General features: G+C 51.7%; 19 protein-coding genes. 12 read left to right on the top strand and 7 right to left on the bottom strand.

Translation table 11 applies throughout. The annotated features are described in order from the left end of the window. Positions 1 to 7: 7 nt before the first annotated feature. The 6 genes from IPI29_09445 to IPI29_09420 all read left to right on the top strand — a co-directional run bounded on the left by IPI29_09445 (position 8) and on the right by IPI29_09420 (position 8917). Positions 8 to 1966 carry a putative DNA binding domain-containing protein gene (locus tag IPI29_09445; GenBank protein ID MBK7412763.1) on the top strand — a complete coding sequence of 653 codons (1959 nt, stop codon included), beginning with the start codon at positions 8 to 10 and terminating at the stop codon, positions 1964 to 1966. Continuing rightward, entirely contained in the window at positions 1956 to 4733 is a 2778-nt protein-coding gene (locus IPI29_09440; protein MBK7412762.1) for a DEAD/DEAH box helicase family protein, read from the top strand. The genes IPI29_09445 and IPI29_09440 overlap by 11 nt, the downstream gene beginning before the upstream one ends. Before the next feature lie 24 nt (positions 4734 to 4757). Beyond that, complete coding sequence (locus tag IPI29_09435) at positions 4758 to 5573, top strand: hypothetical protein (GenBank protein MBK7412761.1); 816 nt, start codon at positions 4758 to 4760, stop codon at positions 5571 to 5573. 169 nt (positions 5574 to 5742) lie between these two features. Beyond that, complete coding sequence (locus IPI29_09430) at positions 5743 to 7605, top strand: DUF2075 domain-containing protein (protein ID MBK7412760.1); 1863 nt, start codon at positions 5743 to 5745, stop codon at positions 7603 to 7605. Between the two features lie 69 nt (positions 7606 to 7674). Next, on the top strand, positions 7675 to 8157 hold the full coding sequence (locus IPI29_09425) for a hypothetical protein (GenBank protein MBK7412759.1): 483 nt from the start codon (positions 7675 to 7677) through the stop codon (positions 8155 to 8157). 250 nt (positions 8158 to 8407) lie between these two features. Then, entirely contained in the window at positions 8408 to 8917 is a 510-nt protein-coding gene (locus IPI29_09420) for a hypothetical protein (GenBank protein MBK7412758.1), read from the top strand. Positions 8918 to 8933: 16 nt separating this feature from the next. Here IPI29_09420 and IPI29_09415 read toward each other — a convergent pair whose 3' ends face one another. Further along, positions 8934 to 9800 (bottom strand): ion transporter, encoded by an 867-nt coding sequence (locus tag IPI29_09415; GenBank protein MBK7412757.1) that lies wholly within the window; start codon positions 9798 to 9800, stop codon positions 8934 to 8936. A gap of 78 nt (positions 9801 to 9878) precedes the next feature. Further along, a complete protein-coding gene (locus IPI29_09410; protein ID MBK7412756.1) occupies positions 9879 to 10808 on the bottom strand; it encodes a WYL domain-containing protein in 930 nt (309 codons plus the stop codon). 98 nt (positions 10809 to 10906) lie between these two features. Between IPI29_09410 and IPI29_09405 the strand changes: the two genes are divergently transcribed. The 6 genes from IPI29_09405 (at position 10907) to IPI29_09380 (ending at position 15421) form a co-directional block, all read left to right on the top strand. Then, positions 10907 to 12196 (top strand): PDZ domain-containing protein, encoded by a 1290-nt coding sequence (locus IPI29_09405; protein MBK7412755.1) that lies wholly within the window; start codon positions 10907 to 10909, stop codon positions 12194 to 12196. Between the two features lie 194 nt (positions 12197 to 12390). Further along, a complete protein-coding gene (locus tag IPI29_09400; protein MBK7412754.1) occupies positions 12391 to 13110 on the top strand; it encodes a hypothetical protein in 720 nt (239 codons plus the stop codon). Positions 13111 to 13285: 175 nt separating this feature from the next. Beyond that, the gene (locus IPI29_09395) at positions 13286 to 14305 is read left to right on the top strand and encodes a pentapeptide repeat-containing protein (GenBank protein ID MBK7412753.1); all 1020 of its coding nucleotides are present in this window, start codon (positions 13286 to 13288) and stop codon (positions 14303 to 14305) included. After that, a complete protein-coding gene (locus IPI29_09390) occupies positions 14305 to 14742 on the top strand; it encodes a hypothetical protein (GenBank protein ID MBK7412752.1) in 438 nt (145 codons plus the stop codon). Before IPI29_09395 ends, IPI29_09390 begins: the two co-directional genes overlap by 1 nt. Before the next feature lie 48 nt (positions 14743 to 14790). Then, entirely contained in the window at positions 14791 to 15222 is a 432-nt protein-coding gene (locus IPI29_09385) for a pentapeptide repeat-containing protein (protein MBK7412751.1), read from the top strand. 61 nt (positions 15223 to 15283) lie between these two features. Continuing rightward, complete coding sequence (locus IPI29_09380; GenBank protein MBK7412750.1) at positions 15284 to 15421, top strand: hypothetical protein; 138 nt, start codon at positions 15284 to 15286, stop codon at positions 15419 to 15421. A gap of 4 nt (positions 15422 to 15425) precedes the next feature. Here IPI29_09380 and IPI29_09375 read toward each other — a convergent pair whose 3' ends face one another. From IPI29_09375 to IPI29_09355, 5 genes are all read right to left on the bottom strand, one after another. Then, positions 15426 to 15860 (bottom strand): hypothetical protein, encoded by a 435-nt coding sequence (locus IPI29_09375; protein MBK7412749.1) that lies wholly within the window; start codon positions 15858 to 15860, stop codon positions 15426 to 15428. Between the two features lie 32 nt (positions 15861 to 15892). Continuing rightward, on the bottom strand, positions 15893 to 16579 hold the full coding sequence (locus tag IPI29_09370; protein MBK7412748.1) for a macro domain-containing protein: 687 nt from the start codon (positions 16577 to 16579) through the stop codon (positions 15893 to 15895). Continuing rightward, the gene (locus IPI29_09365; GenBank protein MBK7412747.1) at positions 16576 to 17169 is read right to left on the bottom strand and encodes a DUF4433 domain-containing protein; all 594 of its coding nucleotides are present in this window, start codon (positions 17167 to 17169) and stop codon (positions 16576 to 16578) included. Before IPI29_09365 ends, IPI29_09370 begins: the two co-directional genes overlap by 4 nt. 121 nt (positions 17170 to 17290) lie before the next feature. After that, positions 17291 to 19201: a hypothetical protein gene (locus tag IPI29_09360; protein ID MBK7412746.1), complete on the bottom strand. Its 1911-nt coding sequence runs from the start codon at positions 19199 to 19201 to the stop codon at positions 17291 to 17293. Positions 19202 to 19220: 19 nt separating this feature from the next. Further along, on the bottom strand, positions 19221 to 21026 hold the full coding sequence (locus IPI29_09355) for a VWA domain-containing protein (GenBank protein MBK7412745.1): 1806 nt from the start codon (positions 21024 to 21026) through the stop codon (positions 19221 to 19223). Between the last annotated feature and the right edge of the window lie 51 nt (positions 21027 to 21077).

Raw genomic sequence — 21077 nt, 5'->3', positions numbered from 1 at the left:
GAAGCGTATGAGCAAGCAGTTGGCACTCTTTGATCGACTTCTTCTGCGTGAAGATTCCAAGCTGGAGTTCAAGTCTGGCAGAGGAGGTCTCCCCAGTACGTTGTGGGAGAGCTATTCGGCATTTGCAAACACTGATGGAGGTACGATTGCCCTCGGTGTTGCACAGAAGAGCGATGGAACACTAGAAATTCATGGATTAGATGATCCAGAAAAGACCCGTCAGGACATTTTCAATGCAATACATGGTGGATTAGTCGCAAGGCCCAACTTGCTTAGCAATTCGTCTTTTGAAGTCCTTGAGCTGAATGGTAAGCGAATTCTCGTAGTTGATGTTCCCCGCGCAACACGAGATCAGCGGCCCGTCTATCTGGGCAGCGATCCATTTGTTGGAACTTTTAGGCGGCAGGGAGAGGGCGACTACCGATGTGATCCGGACGAAGTACGACGAATGTTTGCCGATCACAGTGATGCCCCAGGTGACGGGCAAGTTTTGGAAAAGTTCACGCTCTCCGATCTGTCTCCTGAATCTATTCGGCAATACCGACAGATTTTTCAGAATAGTCAACCTTCTCATCAGTATCACTCGCTTGGTAATGAGGAGTTTTTGCGTCGGATTGGTGCCGTTGGAGTTGATCGGACGTCAAATAAGTCTGGCGTTACAATTGCGGGTCTGTTAATGTTTGGAAGTGAAATGGCCCTCTACGATCCGCGTGCGATATCGGGATATCATGTTGACTACCAGGAACATTTGTCCAATGATCAAACGGAGCGTTGGACGCATCGTGTTACAGACGACGGAAATTGGGATCACAATCTGTTTAATTTCTTTACGAGAGTCAGAGACAGATTGTACGGTCATCTCGAACAACCGTATCAAATCGACGAATATGGGGTGCGCACGCAAGAGACAGATGTTCATCTGGCGTTGAAGGAAGCACTTGTGAATTCACTAATCCATGCTGATCATTTTGGCAAGGGAGGAGTCGTGATTCACAAGCACCGAGACAGGTATGTATTTTCAAATCCAGGCTCGTTGCTCGTGTCTTTCGAGCAATTCAGATCGGGTGGTGTTAGTGAATGTCGCAACAAGACATTGCAGCGAATGTTTGCTTTTCTTGGAGTTGGTGACAAGGCAGGTTCTGGAGTTGAAAGAATTCGTCTAAGCTGGCATAATGCTCGCTGGGCATCTCCAGTTGTTAGGGAACAACTAAATCCAGACAGAGTTGTGCTCGAGCTGCCAACGGTCTCCACGTTTCCAGACCAAGTTGTAAAGAGGCTCGAAGAAGTATTTGGAACTGAGGTGGTCAAGAACCTTTCTGGGGATGAAATGGCTACGCTCGTTGCTTCAGAACAAAAGGGCAGAATTCGGAATGGTGACCTGCAAGGTATGCTCACTTTGCATCGCACAGACATTACCGCTCTTCTCAATGGGATGATTGAAAAGGGTTTGTTGGAGCGACAAGGAGAGCGAAGAGGAGCTACTTACGCCGTTGCGAGCTCCCCTCCTAAGGACCCGAGCTCCCCTCCTAAGGACCCGAGCTCCCCTCCTAAGGACCCGAGCTCCCCTCCTAAGGATCCGAGCCCCCCTCCTATGGTTCCGAGCTCCCCGCACAAGGATCCGAACTCCCCGCATAAGGATCCGAACTCCCCGCATAAGGATCCGAACTCCCCGCATGAGGATCCGAACTCCCTGCATAAGGATCCGAACTCCCTGCATAAGGATCCGAACTCCCCGCAAAGTGATGTGGCTAGACGCACAAAGGAAGTTTCGAAGAAGATGGTAGTCGACTTCTGCACAAGTGACTTCCGGACGCTGCAGGAGATTGCGGTCCACCTTTCACGCGAGGAAAAGTATGTTCGAGACAGAATACTTCGCGATCTGATCAACGAAGGTGCTTTGCAGCTGAAGTTTCCTAATAGGCCTACCGATCCGCGACAAGCATACAGGAAGACGAGTGAAACCTAAATCCTTGATCATTAACTCGCCGTACTCCGTCCCCACACGACATTGGGTTGACGATGGTGTACGATTCAACCTCGTTGAGGGTAGACGGCCTGCGAGTTATGAGATCTTTGACCCAGTTAAGGGAACCCGGCGGTCAGAAGAGCTTGTACTTGTGAATCAGATCCGTGAGCGGGTGGATGAATGGAGAGCGCAAGGGTATCCGAACGTGACAACGGTGACGCGGGAGTTGCTGGAGCACTGGAATGATCGTTCACATCGACTTTACCCGTTCTACTATTGCCAGCTCGAAGCGGTTGAAACTCTGATATGGTGGGTGGAAGGTCCAGCAAATGCCAAACAAGGGATCAACATCCCAGGTGATGGCGGACCGTTCGATCGCATCTGTAATAAGATGGCCACGGGGTCGGGCAAGACCACACTCATGGGCATGATCATCACCTGGCAAGCGCTCAATGCCATGATGTTCCCGCGCGAAACGAAGAGGTTCTCCAAGGCCATCTTCATCGTTGCGCCTGGGATCACCGTGCGTGACCGACTTCAAGTTCTTATGCCCGGCGATGAACGGAACGTTTACGATGAGTTCGTTCTTTGTCCTACTGCAGCCATGCGTCAGAAACTCAACGGCGCTGTGATCCTCAATGAGAATTGGCATTCATTGATGCCACTCAAACAGTCTGAGAGATCCGTTGTTAAGAAGGGGCAGGAGAGTGATAAGGCATTTGTACGGCGAGTGCTTGGCCCCCTTGCAGCTCATAAGGACATCATTGTCATCAACGATGAGGCGCACCATGCATACCGGTTTGCGCAGGATGACAAGTCGATGAAGAAGGCAGCATCGGAGGCGGGGATCGATGTGGAAGAATCAACGAAGTGGATTGAAGGACTCGACCGTATCCACGGTCAACTCCGTATCAATCGTTGTTTCGATCTCACAGCCACGCCATTCGTTCCGTCGGGCAAGAAGGCCCAAGACCAGGCGCTCTTCTCATGGATCGTGTCTGACTTTGGTTTGAATGATGCCATCGAGGCCGGACTTGTGAAGACCCCACGCGTTGTCGTGCGTGATGGTGTGATCCCCGATACGAAGACCCTAAAACCCAAGCTCTATCATCTCTATCGAGAGCCTGAGGTTGGCGAAGACCTCAACCGTAGAGGAGCACTCCCACACGAGGCATTGCCGTTGTTGGTGCAGCAGGCCTATGCCCTGCTTGCACATGATTGGCGAGAGGCAAAGAAGGCGTGGAAGAGTGCCGGACAGAATGTGCCGCCGGTGATGCTTACGGTGTGCAATCGCACAGAGACCGCAGCTCGCATCGAGCACTATCTGAATTCAGGAGATGCACTCATTCCTGAACTCACATCGCCGCATCAAACGTTGCGTGTAGATAGCAGGGTACTTGAAAAGGCCGAGATCGGTGAATCGGCTTCGACTGACAAAGACTACGAACAGCGACTCAAGAATATCATTGAGGCAACGGACATTCCTATCGATGCTAAGGAGCGACTCCTTGGAATGAAGAAGGAAGAGTTGTTGCGTGAACTCGTGGATACAGTTGGACGTCAGCGCAAGGCTGGGCAAGACCTACAAAGTGTTATCTCCGTAGCAATGCTGAGTGAGGGATGGGATGCAAAGAACGTAACCCACATCATGGGTCTGCGAGCTTTCTCCAGTCAGCTCCTGTGCGAACAAGTGATCGGCAGAGGTTTGCGTCGTGTGTCATACGAGATCGACGAAGAAACCGGATTCTTTAAGCCAGAATACGTTAACGTGTTCGGTGTACCACTCACCATTTTTGAGCGAGAGAGTGAAGGGGGCGATGCACCACCGCCACCCAAGGAATCGCACCAGATAGAGTCGCTCAACGACCGCGCAGAATTCGAGATCGTTTGGCCGAACGTTTTACGTGTGGAGCACGTGGTACGTCCGGAACTTGTTGTGATGTGGGATGATGTAGAGCCCCTTATCATCGATCCATCAAAGGTGGTTGTGCGGGCAGAGCTTGCACCTGCCCTTGGAGGTGCTGAGGACTTCTCGCGAGTGACCAGTGTAGATCTTGCGAGGATTCCGGATGACTTCCGGTTCCAGACACTCGTTTTCAAGGCAGCCAAGAAGGCTTGGCTTGAGATGGACGGAGTATTTGCTGGTCGGCCAGAGTACCTTTTGATTCAGCTTGTGCGATTAGCCGAACAATTCCTTACCAGCGAGAAGGTACGAGTGTTAGGTCCCGCAGGTGAGGACCCCGTGCGACGTCGCATCCTCATTGGACAAAGCATGGACCGCGTGGTGCAGCATCTTGTTCGGTACATCAACGCGCAGAATGTTGAGACACTTGAGTGTGTGTTTGACGATCAGAATCCGCGCGGATCAACGGCGAACATGCGTACATGGTGGACCACACGTCCAACGCGAAAGACTGAGAAGTGTCACGCAAACAAAGTTGTCACCGACGGCGCTTGGGAATCCTTCGTCGCCAACCACCTCGACGTATCACCCAACGTAAACGCCTGGATCAAGAACGACCATCTCAACTTCCACATCACCTATCTCTGGAATGGGTCGCGCAGAAGGTACATCCCAGACTTCCTTGTCCGTCTCTCTTCCGGCGAAACCCTTATCATGGAAATCAAGGGCGAACCAACCGACGAAAGCAAGGCCAAGAAAGCTGCCCTCGATCTCTGGGTACAGGCCGTGAATTCCGCCGGTGGCTGGGGAACGTGGAGATCCGTGGAGGTTCGAGACATGGCAGAGGTTGAAAGGGTGGTGTAAGTTTCTCGCTAATTGGAGTTAGTAATGAACATTCTCGATTGGATGGATCGTATTTGGACCCTGAGGCCCAGAGTATTGGTGATCATGATAGTGGTGTTTGTACTCATTCTTACAATCTCAATTGGATTGCCAGGTATCGTTAAAGAGGAGTGGACTAAATGGGACTCATATGGCTCTTGGTTATCCGGAGTTGGCGCAATACTCCTTCAGTCGATAACTCTCGTACTTGTTGTTGCTGTTTCAGTTGCCCAGTTACGTACAAGCCAAAGACAGCTAAGACTCGAGCACTTTTTTGAGATGCTGAGAAGATATGATGATGCCGTGGACCGTATAAGCTATATCACACCCAACATTAACCCTCCCAAGACACTTGTCGGACGAAGTGTCTTTGAATATCTATATGGGTATGTAATTACTAGTGCCCACGATGCAGAAAAGAAAGTTGACTGGTCTATGATTCACTGCAATTGCATGAATGTTGAACGATCCTATGGAGAATGGTCCCGAGCCATTAACACATTAATTAGTTATGCAGGAGATCAGTCTTATCAAGAACAGAGACAGTATGCCAAGATTCTTCGCGGCTACCTTTCACCTTTTGAGGCGCTCTTTCTAGGAGTCGAACTTGCTGCGCGTTCCGAGAAAGGGTCATACACAGCCGCGTTTGCCTATCAGCACCAGTTATTCAAGTATTCGAGTACTGTATTTGCTGCCAACGACCCAACTTGGACGGCAACAGCTGTGCGGTTGAAGTATCATCACACGAAAGAGAGAACGAGACGTTCTTCAAAGGCCGGCGTCTGGCCCAACAAGGTTGATGATTCCGACGGAGATGATTAGTTGTCGTTGGGCAAGGAACCAAGATAGCTTCATCTCAATGCTTCGTGATCACACCGTCATTGTCAGGTCGCTCCAGACATTACATTGGGAACATTGTATGAGCAGTCACAGGCAATACAAGTTGATACGATGAGTGCCGCCTGATTACTTTCGTTGAAAGGGAGACCGCATGATCGTCTATCTCGAAACAACAAAAACCTTCCTCGAAGACGTTTTCACAAACCGCATTGATGAGATCATCAAGGCGGCTGTGAAGGCTAAGATCGGTATCAATGTAAGCCGAAGTGAGTTGTTGTCATGGAAGAACTCGCTGGAGTGTATGCAACGTGTGATGGCTGATAGTAAGCTCCCTTCTAATGCCGGTATAGCTATCGAATACTCGATTCCTAATACAAGCAAAAGGATCGACTTCATTGTAAGCGGCTACAACTCAGCTAATGAGCGCACGATCGTGATCGTAGAGCTCAAGCAGTGGAGTGAGGTGCAAGGGACAGCTAAGGATGCAATCGTTTCCACCTATCTCGGCGGAGCGGAACGTGAGGTAGCCCACCCATCGTATCAGGCATGGTCCTACGCAGCACTGCTTGAGGATTACAATGAGGCTGTTCGTAGAGAGCCCATCAGTCTGAAGCCTTGTGCCTATCTACACAATTGTGATCGGCCGGAAGTCATCCTCTCAAAACACTACAAGCCATATATCGACGATGCGCCGGCATTTCTACGCGATGATGCGCAGAAACTCAGAGACTTCATTAGGAAGCACGTCAGGAAGGGCGATAGTGGGGAGGCGTTATATGTGCTTTCCAAAGGAAAGATCGTCCCGTCTAAGGGGCTCGTGGACCATTTATCATCCTTGATAAAGGGGAACGCAGAGTTCAATCTTATCGATGAACAGAAGGTAGTCTACGAGGCGGCTCTCGATGCGGCTGCTCCGCTGAATGGTGCACGAAAGCGAAAGAAGAAGGTAGTGATCGTTAATGGTGGTCCCGGAACTGGGAAGTCAGTAGTCGCGATCAACCTACTAGTGGCAACAACCACAAAGAGGCAGGTCAGCAAGTACGTCACAAAGAATGGCGCACCGCGTGCCGTGTACCAAGCCTTGCTAACCGGATCGATGACGAAGAGTCGGATCTCGAATATGTTCGTAGGTTCTGGTGGGTTTACCAACGTTGAGGAGAATACGTTTGATACCTTGATCGTGGACGAAGCCCATCGACTCAATGAGAAGTCTGGTCTCTATAGCAACCTCGGTGAGAACCAGATCAAGGAGATCATTCATAGCGCTAAGACCTCGGTCTTCTTCTTAGATGAGGACCAACGCATTCATTGGCTGGACATTGGGTCGCGTGAGGAGATCATTCATTGGGCGCGTGAACATCGAGCTGATATCATCGAGATGAAGCTCGAATCGCAATTCCGATGTGCAGGTTCCGATGGGTATATAGCATGGCTTGACAATCTGCTTCAGATCAGGCCGAATGCCAATGTCTCTAAAAGTGATTCTCGATACACGTTTGAAGTAGCTAACGGTGCTCTTGACCTACGAACAAGAATCGTTGCACTGAATAAGAAGAATAATTCAGCTCGCATGGTTGCGGGGTACTGTTGGGATTGGAAGAGCAAGAAGGAGGCAAGCAAATTCGACATTGTGCTCGATGATGGGTTGTTCAAGGCTAAGTGGAACCTATCCAAGGAGGGGAGTCTGTGGATCATGTCAAAGACCTCCGTCTCTGAGGTTGGGTGTATCCATACGTGTCAAGGCCTTGAACTAGACCACATCGGAGTCATAATTGGACCGGACCTCGTTGTTCGAAACGGGAAGATCATTACGGACGCCACGAAGCGTTCATCAAATGACAATTCCATGCGGGGGTACAAGTCGCTCTTTAAGCAAGACCCAAAGGCAGCAATAAAAAAGGCTGATCTCCTTATCAAGAACACCTACCGTACGCTAATGTCGCGTGGACGCATCAGCTGCACGGTGTATTCCGAGGACGAGGAGACGAGGGAGTGGTTGACGTCTTCGCATTGAATCCAGAACATAAACTAGCTCAATGTCGAGGAATCAGAAAGGAATATTCACTAAGCAGCGGGAGTAAGCGTGAATGCACAGCGCAATGGTGGTGGTAGTTCGAAATACGATTTGCCCTCCTTTCTTGATGGCCGCGTTGATAATGCGAAGTATCAAAAATGGCTACGCGCCAAAGCTGCCATTCATCTTCGACGTGATAAAAAGCGCAACAATATGGAATCAACAAATCGAGAATATCTCGAGGAGATTCATAGGGCTGTGTGCGCCTCCAATGGTTTAGACGACTATACTGGTGAGACTCTCAGCTGGGAGCTGATTGGAACCTATGATAATGAAGAATCGAAGAAAGAACGCAGAAAGTACAAACACCGGTTAGGGCTTCTACCAACCGTGGATCATGTCGGCGATGGAACTGGGCCTGCCGCCTTCCGAATCTGCAGTTGGAAAACAAACGACGCCAAAGGTGATCTGTCCTACGAGGAGTTTGTCTCGTTGTGCCGGCAAGTAGTAGCTTTTCATGCTATGAGCGGTAGCTCTGGTAGTGACAGCTAGTGATCCGGAAAGAGGTGTTCTATTCCAGCGCCCAGTGCCTGGCCAATACGTTGATGGATGGTCCCGGCTTTGCGTGTTTGCCGCCATTGGCCTCTTAGAGGAACGCTGATGTTGATTCTAACTGTTAAAGCGTCATACTTTAGAAGAGAGGCAAGCAAGCCGATTTACTCAGAGTGACACTACTTGCCGACTTATGACAATGTTGCCGGCTACGGCGAGGCATTCAGTTACTACTTTGTTTGGGGGTTACATGACGGAGCTAAAGGTTTACGGACCATATACAATCAAGTGTTCCAACAAGGGAGCCGCTCGAACCATTGACAATAGTGAGAAGGCCGCGTTTCTCAAAGGAATCCCCCAAAGTGTTGGTTCAAAGCAAGGGTGCTACGTGTTTGCCATGAAGGCCGGACGCGGTCACAAGGCTTGGTATGTGGGCAAGACGAAAAAGTCGTTCTATAGTGAGTGTATGGGGTCTCACCAGCAAGATCATTATCAGGAAGTGTTTGCGCGAGGAATCAAGGGGACACCAGTAATGTTCTTCATAGCCCCTAACAATGCAAAGAAGGTAGTGCCGCGCAAAGTGCTAGGTCAGATTGAAAGGTTCTTGATTCAAGCTGCACTACTGAAGAATCCGGACCTAAGGAACAATCACCACGCAGCTCAGCCTGAGTGGAGCATCAAGGGCGTGATACGGGGAAGTGCTGGTAAACCGACAAGCGAGGCCTCGAAATTCGCGACGATGATGGGGGTAGTGAAGTGATTGCAGTGCCCCGAACTTATCGACGCTTGCGATGGCGATAACTTGCTCTTAGAAATCTGTTGCGAGCATCGTGATTAGCCTTGTTGCGATGATCCCAAACATCATTCGTGATCATAGCAGTTACGATCCCGACCAGGAGAATCACTCCAATAAAAACGTAGGAGTTGAAGTACGCTGTTCCGATCGTCCCATAGATGCCACCGTATTTATTCAGTTCGGTCAAAATCGAAGTGAAACCTTCGCCTCCGTTGACATGCATTAGAGTAATGCAGGCCGTCGGAAGGTCGCCAAAGGCTTGCGGATCAGCCTTCCGAAACAAAAAGGTCCCTGCAACTGCATAGATGTAGAAGTGGATACCCATTACAATTAAGGCATACATCACCGACTTTAGGGAATGTAGGACCGTTGTAACAAAGTCTCGCAACGGCGATACGTCGATGACACGCACAACAACCAATAGGCGCAACATGCGAATGAGTGTTAGCTCGTGCATGTCTAGGGTTACAGAATCGAGTAAGGTGGCTAAATACAGCGGGATAACAATGAGATCGATGACATACATAGTAGAATGGACAAAGCCGACAGAAGGAACCTTCTCTTGTTGCAGAGGAACAAGTTGCCTAGCCTTTCCTACGATTGAAAGACCTCGAAAACGATTGTTGATTTGTTTCCATGGTGGGCCCTCGGAAAGTGTTCTCCAGGTGAATTCAATCACAAGCATCAAGAGCAACAGCCAATCGAAAGACCTAAGGACATTAGCGTAGCGTCCACTAGAGATCGAGGCCTCAATTCCGAGGTAAACAGCGGTTAGTGCAACGAGAAGAATTGTGAAGGCATCCAGGCCAGAGATAGTACGCCAAGACCTATGAAGTGATTTCAACATCAATTCCTCTCTTTTTGAAATTCCATTCGGCAAATGTATGTAGGACGCCTTAATGAGGCTTAGCTCTAAACGTTGTTTCTACTTCCCCAACCCCTCCTCATGCAGCCTCCGCACCTCGGCGATCAGTTCTGCCGGTTCCTCGACAATGATATGCGGCGTCCAGTGCATGACCCATGAGATGAGTTCGTAGGAGAGGCCGGCTTGCATGGTGATGCGGAGTTCGCCGGTGTCGGGGAGCAGGGTCATCTGTTGGCTGGGATGCCATTGTCGCATGCTGAAGTTGTTGGCAAGCTCGGCCGAAACGCGGACAACGATTGTCTGAGGTTCGCCTACCCACAAACCGAAACGGTTCTTCATGAACTCCTCGATGGAGAAGGAAGGGGCCGGTGCGCCGTTGTACTTCTCTTCGGTGATCTGTGAGATGCGATCGATGGAAAGTGAAAGATAGGTCTGGTGCTCTGGATCCCAGGCGGCAAGGTAGACCCGACCGATATAAGGTATGAACCGCTGCGGATGAACGACGAGATCCTTGCGCGGAATCCCATACTGAATGCGCAACCATGTGCCGTTGGTGATGGCTTCGATGAGCTTGTCGATGAACTCGCCGTTCACTGGCTCTAAGTGCTGACCTATAGTAATGGTCGCGATGATGTCTTGGGAAGCTCCCGCACTTGCTGTAGGGTGTTGGAGGTCTACATTGCGGAGTTGAGGAAAGGCCGCACGCAGCATGTGTTCTGCAAGTGCTGAATTCTCGGTGTGCGAAAGAGTTTGAATGATTCTTGCATTTCGCTGTAGATAGTATTGTTTCTGGCCGGTGTCATTGCGTGACATGAGCGCTATGCCGGAACCTTCGATGTCGTTGATATCGCGCTGAATTGTACGCAGTGTTACTTCAGCATACTCCTCATCCTCAGCGCGCAGCCTGTTCATGATCTCGTGCGTGGTCATCGCGTTGCCAGCAGCAAGCCATGAAAGGATCTTGATAACGCGCCGAACTTGATTAGACATACATGCCCCCTAATGTCATTGATGTCGCTGCCGTAAAGATCGGCACCCAAACGACACCACACGTCGCCCCGTCTCAGATATTATCGACGGAGGTACCTATGAAACGTATTCTGTTTGTTGTTGTGAGCGTTGCTGCTATGGGGCTTCTGTCCGCCAAGGACAGCGCCGATGTAGTGTTCCTGCGCGATCTGTTGCGTCGGGAGTATATCAGGGAGCTGCCGGATAGCATCCTCATGAGACCGACAGTGGACTCCATCCTACAGGGATGTGACTACTACACGTTTCGTCACACGGCATGGCATATCTCCGGGTTCGATAACCACTACGGTGCTACCACACGAAATCTTGGGTTGGAGTTTAGCTCTGATAGACGTGGTCCCTTTGTACGTTATGTAGCCTATGCGAGCGCGGCGTATGATGCGGGGATCGCTGTGCTTGACAGGGTGCTTGCTGTGAATGGCACTGATGTGACGGATTGTGCTGGATGGGAGGTGCTCCGCGAGATCGTTGAGTGCAGCGATAGCGTTGTGACGTTGACCATACGCAGGGGCGGACGTCTAGCTACCATACCGTTGCGCACTGGGGCAACTCGCAATACACATGTGGTGGATCTCATAGCCAATGGCTATGCATTCATTCGCATCCATGCGATCGGTAACATCACGGGCGATGATGTTGATCGATTACTCTGGAACTATTCCTTCATGGATATCCGACGAGTTATTCTAGACCTGCGCGGATGCCGTGGTGGGAACTACGAACAGTCGGTTAAAATCGTCAGACCATTTGCTCGCATGGGAGATACGATCTCCGTTGCACATTACCGCACTGCTCCGAACGCGCTGTTCGTTGCTATAGCAAAGGGATATCTGCGTGCAAAGCCCCTTGACGTGCTCGTGGACAGAGCCACCGCTTCCGGTGGAGAGGTGATCGCACTCGGACTGGAGAGCAATATGCTATGCACCGTGTTTGGCGAACGGACCCACGGAAAAGGGATCATGCAGTCAACCGCGCATCTACCATCCGGCGCGCGGATCCAATACACACGCGCCTACCTCACCAGCGCAGGCAATACGTGCATCGACCGCGTGTACGGTACAAGTGGACTTGTCCCCGAACGTCCCTTTGAACCCGATACCCTCAACCGCGATACACTAGCAATGGTAGCCAATGCGCTGCCCGATCTTGCCATACTCAGAGCCATCTATCCCCAACCAACGCAGGAATTGGTCGAGCAACTACGTAGCTATTTGCCACCCTTTGTGAGAGACGTTCGCAGTCTCTATGTTGTGACCTGCATATGGTCTGATAAGGGTAAGCTCTGGTGGGTAGCGCAACATGATCGCTACATCGCCGAGCCGAAAGTGATCGCAAAGAAGGGGAAGTAAAGGGGCAGAACGGTTTATTCACTTTGTTTGGGGTTGTTATGTGTTTGACGTGTTGGAATAAGATCTCGGCGCAGGACCAGAAGGACTACCTTCTTAACTACTTCGGACATGGCTCTGACACAGCCGATTGGATATTTGTCAGCATTGAGGAGGCAGGATCCTCGTGCTCGGTGTTTGAGCGCGTACAGTATTGGTTGAAGGAAGGCAAGCCTCAACTCGTTGATGCCCCTGCAAAACAGCATTATCTTATCACGTCTAAGGCGATTGACGCGAAAGATGACTTCTATGGATGGCACAATAACGTACCCAAATATCAGCCATTCTTAGAAGGTCTTGAGCGGATTGTGGCTTTGAAGGAAGGTGGTGTTCAGAGGGCCAGCAAGGCGCACTTAAAGCACCTCACTAATGACTATCGATTGAGGCGCACAGGTGCCAAATTTTCCTGTGCCGTATCAGCGCCGAACACAAAAAGACTTATTGGAGGAACATCACTAACCATGCTTGAGCTCTTCCCCCTTCCTGCGGAGAACACTGCCATCGAGTCCTTCAAACACGAACAAATGTCAATAGATGGCGTCGTTATTGAAGACAAAGCTGCATACAAAAAGTGGTGCCTTACCTATCGATATCCAAGGATTCTAGATTACCTCAGGAACAGATTGGATTCCAAAACTCCTCCGAGAGTGATCATACTCGGATTGGATAAACAGCTGATGTCTCTATTCGGAGACTTAACACGGACCTATGGAATGATTGTTTCATCCATCCCCTGTTCGAAAAGTGTGAAACCTTCTATAGGCAATGGAATCAATTCCCATAGTGCATCGCTTCATGTCGCACAATGGATTCATCCATCAGGTAAGAATGGACCTTCGGGTTTGGACTACGAGAACCTGGCTATGGCTCTAGTTTAGTCGTGGTCGTCCATACAGCACTAGACAATGAGAGTTGTGTTGATGGAGCATAGCCGCATTGTGTTGCACTTGGGTGTTAGACAGATATAACGACACCATACGTCGTCGCTCCTCATAGCTTCCGGTGAAGTCCACGGTATAGTGGGCGATCATTCACCGGAGCTATGGAGGAGATATGGATACGCACGCAACTGACCCAACGGAGTTCATCACGAAGTGGCATCATGTGCTTGGATATGGTTCTACGGAGCCGGATATCCTTGTGGTGCGAACGCCGCCGTTGCAGGAGATCGTGTCGATCAGGGGAGATGTTGAGCTCTTTGATCTGGACTACCTCAGTTCCCGGGAACCGGCGGGTCTGCGTGACCTTCGATTCGACATGTGGTTGCCGTTGGATGGTGCCGGTATACAGCATCTCGATCGCTTCGGGGATGGGACGGGGCTTGTTGGCACGTGGTCGTATGTGGCTGATGTTGAAGATCTGGTTCTTTCTGCCATGCCGAACGTGAGTAGGGTGATGCTGAGACGTCACTGTATTGGACGGAAGATCGTTGCCGGACCACGTCACGTACCACGAGTGACATTTCTCAATCCGCATGCGATCGGCAGAGCTGATGAATCAAGCAGTGACCGTGGACCGGTTGTGCGCACCCACGATCTTTCCCGACTGCTCAGACATGTTCGTGCCCGCGCCGAGCAGCGCTCCATTCGCATCATCGTGGATGAAACGGATGATGTGATGATGAGCCCCCTCTGGAAGATGTTCCGTGATATGTTCCAACAGATCGGCGTGGAGGTTGGGTTCGACGGTTTGTTACATGCGATCGTAGGAAATGAATCGTCCGACGCGGACATGTTCGCAACAGAACACCGAGGAGCGAACTATGCCCGCCGCGACTTCAGCAATGCGGATCTGGGGAGAGCAGATCTGAGCGGTGCCGTTCTGCGCGGCTGCTCCTTTGTGAATGCAGACCTGACGAATGCCAACATCAGTGGCGCTGACCTCACGGATGCGGTGTTTACCGGTGCGGAAATGACGGGCATCATGGCGGATGAAAGGACGCTGATCACGGGCGGCATCTCCGGACTTCAAGCGTTTTCCTTGAAGAGAAATCCCGTGAGCAGCGAGTTGCAAGCCATTATCCATGGTACAACAGCCCAAGCTCTTTTGAACTCGGAGAATTTTCCGGTCTAATGCAAGGCTACACTACGGCCGGTGAGTTCGCTGCGGAGTATCGTTTGATCGGTGCACTTGCGCACATAGCGTTGCTCTCTGCCGATACCCTTCATGTGCTGCGCAGGCACATTGACGCTGTGCGAGATAAGGAGGATGCAACAGACTTCACTGCATCCTCCTTTGAGGGGCTATGTGTACGCGAGGAACTCGACCATCATGATCGGGTAGTGATCGGTTACGTGTTGCATTGCAGCACCTATGGCATCATTACTCGCGAAGAGGATGTCGTCAGGATGTATAGCGTGCTGGGCTTGAGCTCCACCGTTGCTGAAGAACGCATTGCATCCCTGCTCACCAGAGAGATCTTCACGCGTAGTCACCTCCGTCGCGGCTGGGAGGATATCCCGACGATCGTTTGGGCTCCGGTGTTATTCACCTCCTTTCAATCATTGTGACGGTTTGCTAACGACACCACACGTCGCCCACACGCATACACTAGCCCCATGAACACTACACACCATACAAAGGGGAATGATATGTCCGCTCCGATGATCCTGCCTAGCATCACAGACAGCGCGTTCCCGGTCTGGATCCTTACGATGACCTTTGATGGCGTTGTTCTCCGCAACATGGCTGTTGGACGTGTGAAGTATCAGCGCTGCACCTTTTGTGGGTGCGACTTCACCGACTCCCTCCACAACACCGTCAGGTATGAGGGGGCTGATCTCCGCAACACCCGTTGGGTTGGCGTCACCCTCATCGATTGCGAGTTCGCAAACTGCGACCTGCGTGGTGCATCCTTCGATCCACTGCAGATCGATGTCCGGTCCAAGCATTCACTCCTGAACGACGGCAATATCCTGGATGAAGACGTCCGCTTCTACCTCACCATCCTCGGCACCGTCGAAGATGACACCGAGGACTTCTTGGAATGAGGGGTAGAGGACCACTGCGATAACCCACAACTCTTTTCACCTACCAACCACGGAGGCCGTCATGCGACTCATCACAAATGTGTTCACCGCCATCGCCCGTACCGCCACGCGCGAGTTCATCCGTCTGATCATTGGTCCGGCAATAGGCCTCGGAGTAGGGTATGTGTTCTACCAGTGGGTGAAGGATGTGGTACGGTAGGGGGCTAGGCGTTCGGCTTGTGCCGGTTAAGGTCGGCAGGCCGTGAATGGAGCTCAGTCCAACGCATGTACGCTATGTCATTCTGAGAGAGTGCATCGATCTGCAATCGCAGCGATGCATTCTCTTTTTCTAGCTGTCTCCGGACGCTCCGCTCGCGATCGACGGCATTCGTTGCTTTTGTAAGTGTTCTAAACATTTCTTGTAGAAGCAGAACAGCATCGTCATGCCTCTCCTTCGCCTCTTTATACCGTGCAGCAACATCGACACTTGGATCTGAAGCAAGGTCTACTAAGGCTCCCAGCTGTGCTTTGTGGGTTTTCACGATGGCAGCAAGGACGATAAGTCTATGTTCCGATGTTTCTTCATTGAGCGATGCGTCTGACATATTGTCATCGTCAAAACGCTTGTTGATGTCGTCGAGAAGTGAGGTCCAGCCCATGGTGTTTCCTTTGATGAATGATGATCGATGTGTTAGACGAAGAGAGACTGCTGGTCGATTGCGCTTGCAAGACGCGCTCTGGTTGCAAAGAGACGCTCGATGGTCCGGTCCCCGACTTTGGGGAGCGAAAGGAGATCGGCAATACATGTAGCAGCACCGGACTCAACCGCCTCTGAGATCGCTCGCAACAGCGGTGCCTTGACCCGAGCTTGTGCTCCGAATTCCGTATGGCCGATGCTATTGATCAAGAGGATCAAACTTTCCATATAGGGCGCTACCAGCCGAGGGTCGTGGCGATAGACTTCTATGCGGATCGGAAGCTGGTCAAGATGTCTTGCCATAAGATCAAGCACCCGAGTTTCATCCAGTCCGCCATTCTGCGTTCCCAACAATGGGAATGCTACAGAGGTGATCCCAAGCCCTTCGTATGTCTCAACAAACGTCCTGAGTCCGGCATCGAGATACTCGATCTTCGATGGAAGGTGCCACTGACGCTTCGTTGGGAAGTTCAGAAGCATGTTCTGCCCTGCTCGATATGATTGAATCGTGCCGGTCGCTACCGTGCCACTCGTGCACGCTGCAGCATATTCCGTGAATGCGTCAGGATAGAGGAACCTGCATTCGAGCGCGAGACCCTTACCCATGAAGCCGTCACAATTCACTGTGTTGACGATGGTCTGACAATCGGTCGCGAAGATGTTGCCATGGATGATGTTCATGAAAAGAATACCTCCTGACGCACTTGAACTAGTGAGTGAAAACGTGGTTCAATGTGATCGCAGATCCATTTGGCTAGCTCAGCGGACGCAACACAAATTGCGGTTATGAACGCTGATGGAAGTACGCTCGGATAGAGAACTTCTGCACAACGCTTGCGCTTCCCATCGGTGTGGTCGGTCCAGTACTGTGCGAACACGGTATCAAAGTCCACGAGGTCGAGTTGTGCCGGTTCTAGAACTTGTGTAGCGCCATCCGCTGCGTTCCCGTCTGTCACCTTGATGCCATGATGACGGAAGATCTCAGTGGAGAACTCAAGGATCACGAGACGCTTCTGCATAGCCTTGCGCATATAGAGCATTGGATTGAGCGGGTTGAAGTACAAAACAGCATAGTCGTGAAGGGATCTTCCATCGGAGAACCGAAACTTGCCCCGGCGCGCATTGACCGTTGGCTCGGAGATGTCCTTCTTGACGAGCCCGCACTTGTATGCTTCCGCATGTGACTGAAGTCCCTGGTTGAGTATCGATGCGAGATTTGATACGTCGGTTATGTGGTAGGTGCCCTTGATGCGTGTGTCCAGCGTTTGCATGTTGTCCCCAGCCCCAGAAGTGATGTGTGTGTTGTTGAACACATGCAACTTCTTGGAACAGGGAGGGGGCGGAACATCCGATACAATGCAGAACCGGCGTGGAAATCAAGTAGAAATCTACCTAGGGTAGAACCATCAGCGGAAGCTGTTGTGTGCTGCGATCATTGGTGATACGCACGGTGTAACGGCCCGCTGCAAGTGGCTGTGTGAAGTTGATGGTGAGCGCGTTCGCTGCGCCAACGTTGGCAGAGTGGATCGTTCTGCCTCGTACATCGAGGATGTCGATCGTCGCTCCGACGGGGAGATACGTGAGCGTGAGAGGACCATCTGACTGGCGGTATGGTTGCGGTTGCAGCATTACCGGAGCGATCACTGATCCTTCATCATCTGCTGATGATGTCGCGGTGGTGCAGAAGCTAGCAGGACCCGGATCTGCATACTGCAAGGAGAAGCCCCCTTCCATCGCATTGATCTGGAACTCATACATGGCGTGGGGTGCTTCGAGTCGTGGTGATCCGCCCCAGCCGGCAAGTCCGGACTTCACGATGGTTGTGTCTTCGGTCACTTCAACGCCGTTGCGGAATACGCGTGGCTTGCGTGCCGCGTCTTGGAAGACCCAGATGCCCCAATGTTCACGACCGTTCCCGGTGAAGAGTTCAAAGAGGTTGTAGCACGTTGCGTTGTTGGGCATCGCCGTAGCGTAGATCCAGTCGTTGAGGATGTGTAGGGTGCCGCTGCAGAATTGAGCGTAGAGGTTGGCGTATTGGCCGACAACAGGTGTGGACCCTGACCATTCTTCTGCGGTATAGATGCCATCAACTACACCGCGGCTGTTGCAGCGGTTCGTGACCATTGGGCCGTTGCCTGAGCGGTAACGAATGCTGTCGCCACCATACTCGCCGGTTACAATGTTGGGTTCGATCTCAAGTCCAATGATCCCGCTCGTTGGAATGTACCGTTCGTATTGCTGAGTTGAGACACCGGTCGATGAATAGTGTGCTGATCGGATGTTGGGCTCATAGATCAGTCCATAACCACTTGTAATGCTCTCGTCACAGTCCAGTGACACGCCGGTAGCAGGCTTGTATTCCACTGGATCGCCTCCATAAGGGAGCATGAAGAGGCCATCCGAGACCTTCACGCCAAACTCATAGATGGTATGGGGCGTTGTGTCGCTTGGTGAAGCCCCATAACCAAACCCGCCACCGAGGACGAGTGTGGAATCATCGGTTACATCAGCACCATTGAGGACCACGATCACCGGACGCACGCTGTCATGCGTGACCTTGATCTTCCATTGTTCGCGTCCGTTCCCGGTTGTGAACTCGAAGACATTGTAGCAATTCTGCTTGTAGGATCCTGTTCCTAAGAGCCAATCATTAAGCAGGTACATCGCGCCTTTTTCAGCACAGTAGTCGAGGTACATGTGCGAGAAGCGGCCGATCATTGGCGGAATACCGGCCCATTCGCGACTGATACTGTCTGCCAATCTTGTGAACGTTCCGTCGATCACGTGTCGTTCACTGCAGGGGAGCGAGCCACCGTGTCCGCCGTTCGGATAGTCACGTCGGCCGTCATCATGTGGCCTGCGGCCCGCTCCTGACAAGTCTTGACGAGGGCCGTTGTTGGTGCGCGGATCGGGATCTGTCTTGTCAATGGCCGTATCGAGTGTCTCTTCTCGCGTGGTAACCGTGATCGACGCGGAACCGAATGGTCCATCATCAATGCAGAACCACGCTGTGTGAGTTCCCTCGCCAACCGAGGCGGGCAACAGGATGTCGACGCTGCGAGAAGTGTAGGCGAGTACTGTTGCTCGCTGTCCGTCCACATAGGCGGATAGACGCACGGCAGCCACAGGCGGAATAGTAGCAGGCAGCTCGGTCACAAGTTGAATGGATAGACCGGCAAGTACCGTGGCAGGTTGGGCCGACACAATGATCTTCTGTCCGGTGGTGTCGCATTGGGCGCGCATCTGTAGTACACTGAGCGCAGCGGCTACGACAAGAGCTATGAGTTTGATCTTCATGTTCATGTTTGTGTTCTTTCTTGAATTATCGTTGCACAAGGATGGTGACATGCTGTGCCGTCCGACCGACAACTACTCTACATACATAGAGCCCGTTCACGAGTGAGTTCACTGGGATGTCGATCCGTGTTCGACCAAGATCCACCATGCCGATGTCCGTGCGGCGTAGAAGGACACCATCGATCGTATAAAGTTCGTACTGCACGAATGACGGTGCGGTGAGATCGCAGGTGATCGAGGCCACGTCGGAAGAAGGTGTAGGGTCGGCTTGAAGCATCTCGGCGCGGTCATCATCTGTGTTGTCATCAGCCATCACACCGGTGGTCTTTAGGTCACAGTCAACAACGATGTTTTTCGATACGATCTGGTCACCTTCTACATAGACAAGGCGCAGATTCCGTTTTGACTGACCACGATCACATGGTGGGATCTTGAAGTAGAGCCGACAGCAATCTTCCGTAGCAACGTTGTTCGCTATGTTGGAATAGACAGATACCAATTCGTCACCCGTCGTTATCCGATAGAGCTTTCCCGTCGGTGCCGCTTGAACAAAGCGCTGCATCGATGCCAGACCTGATGCTTCTGCTGTATCGCCAGTGAATCCAAGAGCAATGAGATAGACCGGTACGTTCGCACTTCGTATTGTGTTGATGACAGGGGCTTCTTCATAGGGAGTACGATTATTGAGTCCGTCGGTCATCGCGATCAGCACCTTGTAAGGTGCTTTATGTGTTGACATCTTCGTAAGACCCTGTATCATCGCTTCGTGGAAGGCCGTGAAGCCGCTTGCAAAGAGAGAGCGTATTGCCGTGCCAAGGGACGCCGTATCGGAGGTCCAGTCACGCGTGAGGACAACTGTCTCGTTGAAACGGATAAGAAACAGACTGTCGCCCGGTAACAGCTTCTTGAGCGTACCGAGCAGGGCGATCTTCAGCGCTTCAATGCGACTGATAGAAGCCCCTTCAAAAGAGACGATGTCTTGCATGCTGCCGGAGACATCCACCACGAGACCGATGGAAAGGGGCTTCGTGCGCACCTTATCGCATACGAGCGAATCCGGGCAAATGAACTTGCCGTCCGAGACGATTCCGATCTTTTCGGGCGATGTCAACAGATTTCGTTGACCATCAACGATGGTTGAATCAAGTTCAAGGACTGCAGCGTCTACGCGTAGTCCGATGGTCTCGCCATTGATCTCGATCGGCTGCACATCGCAGATGTTGATCTCCTTGGGAAGGATCTCTTCCACCACTACGGTGAGGCTGCCGCAGTTGTCTTCATGTCGGGCAACCGGTGTGCCTGCTTGTAGGACCAACGTAGAGTCCACGATGCGAAATGAGAACGGTTCACCCGTGCCGGCACGTGTCTGCTGGTAGCGGTGCAGTATTGGATCCAACGGAAGAGCGGGGAACGGTTCACCATTGACACGAAAGCCAAGGTACTTGCGAAAGCTGATCTCGAACAGCGGCTCGATACCAAAGCCCTTTGGTGGGAAGGAGTAGCTCGTGGAGTCGCCAACCCAGTGCGGGATCTCCACAAACGGTTGTCCAAGGATCTGCTTGGGCGGCCAGCGAAACGCGTCGATCTCTTCCTGAGGAACATCGTAGACCCACACGGCATCTACGCCGTGACAGTCCGCGAACTGCGGCCACTGGGAATACGTGCCCGATACTGTGATGCGATAGCGCGCATCGGAGCGCGTGGGTGGAGTGACCACGGGATCGGCACTGCGTGCATCGAGCGTGAGTGTCACAGGGAATTGCGCCATTGCAGCGCGTGGATCGATGCACAGAACAAGCGCAGCGACGAGATACCAGTAGAAACGATTCATCGTTCCCCTCAAGGAGTGAAAGAGATGTTTGACAGATGCAATATTCTAGGA

It is taken from the genome of Ignavibacteria bacterium (assembly GCA_016707005.1).
GTDB lineage: Bacteria > Bacteroidota > Ignavibacteria > Kapaibacteriales > Kapaibacteriaceae > UBA10438.
Note: the sequence above shows the minus strand (reverse complement) of the source record. Positions and strands in the feature narration are given on the sequence as shown.

What these genes read in the sequence shown, in the direction of transcription:
- IPI29_09375 (MBK7412749.1), bottom strand. Translation starts at nt 15,860, where the DNA reads ATGGGCTGGACCTCACTTCTCGACGACATCAACAAGCGTTTTGACGAT.
- IPI29_09390 (MBK7412752.1), top strand. Translation starts at nt 14,305, where the DNA reads ATGCAAGGCTACACTACGGCCGGTGAGTTCGCTGCGGAGTATCGTTTG.
- IPI29_09395 (MBK7412753.1), top strand. Translation starts at nt 13,286, where the DNA reads ATGGATACGCACGCAACTGACCCAACGGAGTTCATCACGAAGTGGCAT.
- IPI29_09385 (MBK7412751.1), top strand. Translation starts at nt 14,791, where the DNA reads ATGAACACTACACACCATACAAAGGGGAATGATATGTCCGCTCCGATG.
- IPI29_09370 (MBK7412748.1), bottom strand. Translation starts at nt 16,579, where the DNA reads ATGAACATCATCCATGGCAACATCTTCGCGACCGATTGTCAGACCATC.
- IPI29_09360 (MBK7412746.1), bottom strand. Translation starts at nt 19,201, where the DNA reads ATGAACATGAAGATCAAACTCATAGCTCTTGTCGTAGCCGCTGCGCTC.
- IPI29_09430 (MBK7412760.1), top strand. Translation starts at nt 5,743, where the DNA reads ATGATCGTCTATCTCGAAACAACAAAAACCTTCCTCGAAGACGTTTTC.
- IPI29_09355 (MBK7412745.1), bottom strand. Translation starts at nt 21,026, where the DNA reads ATGAATCGTTTCTACTGGTATCTCGTCGCTGCGCTTGTTCTGTGCATC.
- IPI29_09410 (MBK7412756.1), bottom strand. Translation starts at nt 10,808, where the DNA reads ATGTCTAATCAAGTTCGGCGCGTTATCAAGATCCTTTCATGGCTTGCT.
- IPI29_09415 (MBK7412757.1), bottom strand. Translation starts at nt 9,800, where the DNA reads ATGTTGAAATCACTTCATAGGTCTTGGCGTACTATCTCTGGCCTGGAT.
- IPI29_09420 (MBK7412758.1), top strand. Translation starts at nt 8,408, where the DNA reads ATGACGGAGCTAAAGGTTTACGGACCATATACAATCAAGTGTTCCAAC.
- IPI29_09435 (MBK7412761.1), top strand. Translation starts at nt 4,758, where the DNA reads ATGAACATTCTCGATTGGATGGATCGTATTTGGACCCTGAGGCCCAGA.
- IPI29_09365 (MBK7412747.1), bottom strand. Translation starts at nt 17,169, where the DNA reads ATGCAAACGCTGGACACACGCATCAAGGGCACCTACCACATAACCGAC.
- IPI29_09445 (MBK7412763.1), top strand. Translation starts at nt 8, where the DNA reads ATGAGCAAGCAGTTGGCACTCTTTGATCGACTTCTTCTGCGTGAAGAT.
- IPI29_09405 (MBK7412755.1), top strand. Translation starts at nt 10,907, where the DNA reads ATGAAACGTATTCTGTTTGTTGTTGTGAGCGTTGCTGCTATGGGGCTT.
- IPI29_09380 (MBK7412750.1), top strand. Translation starts at nt 15,284, where the DNA reads ATGCGACTCATCACAAATGTGTTCACCGCCATCGCCCGTACCGCCACG.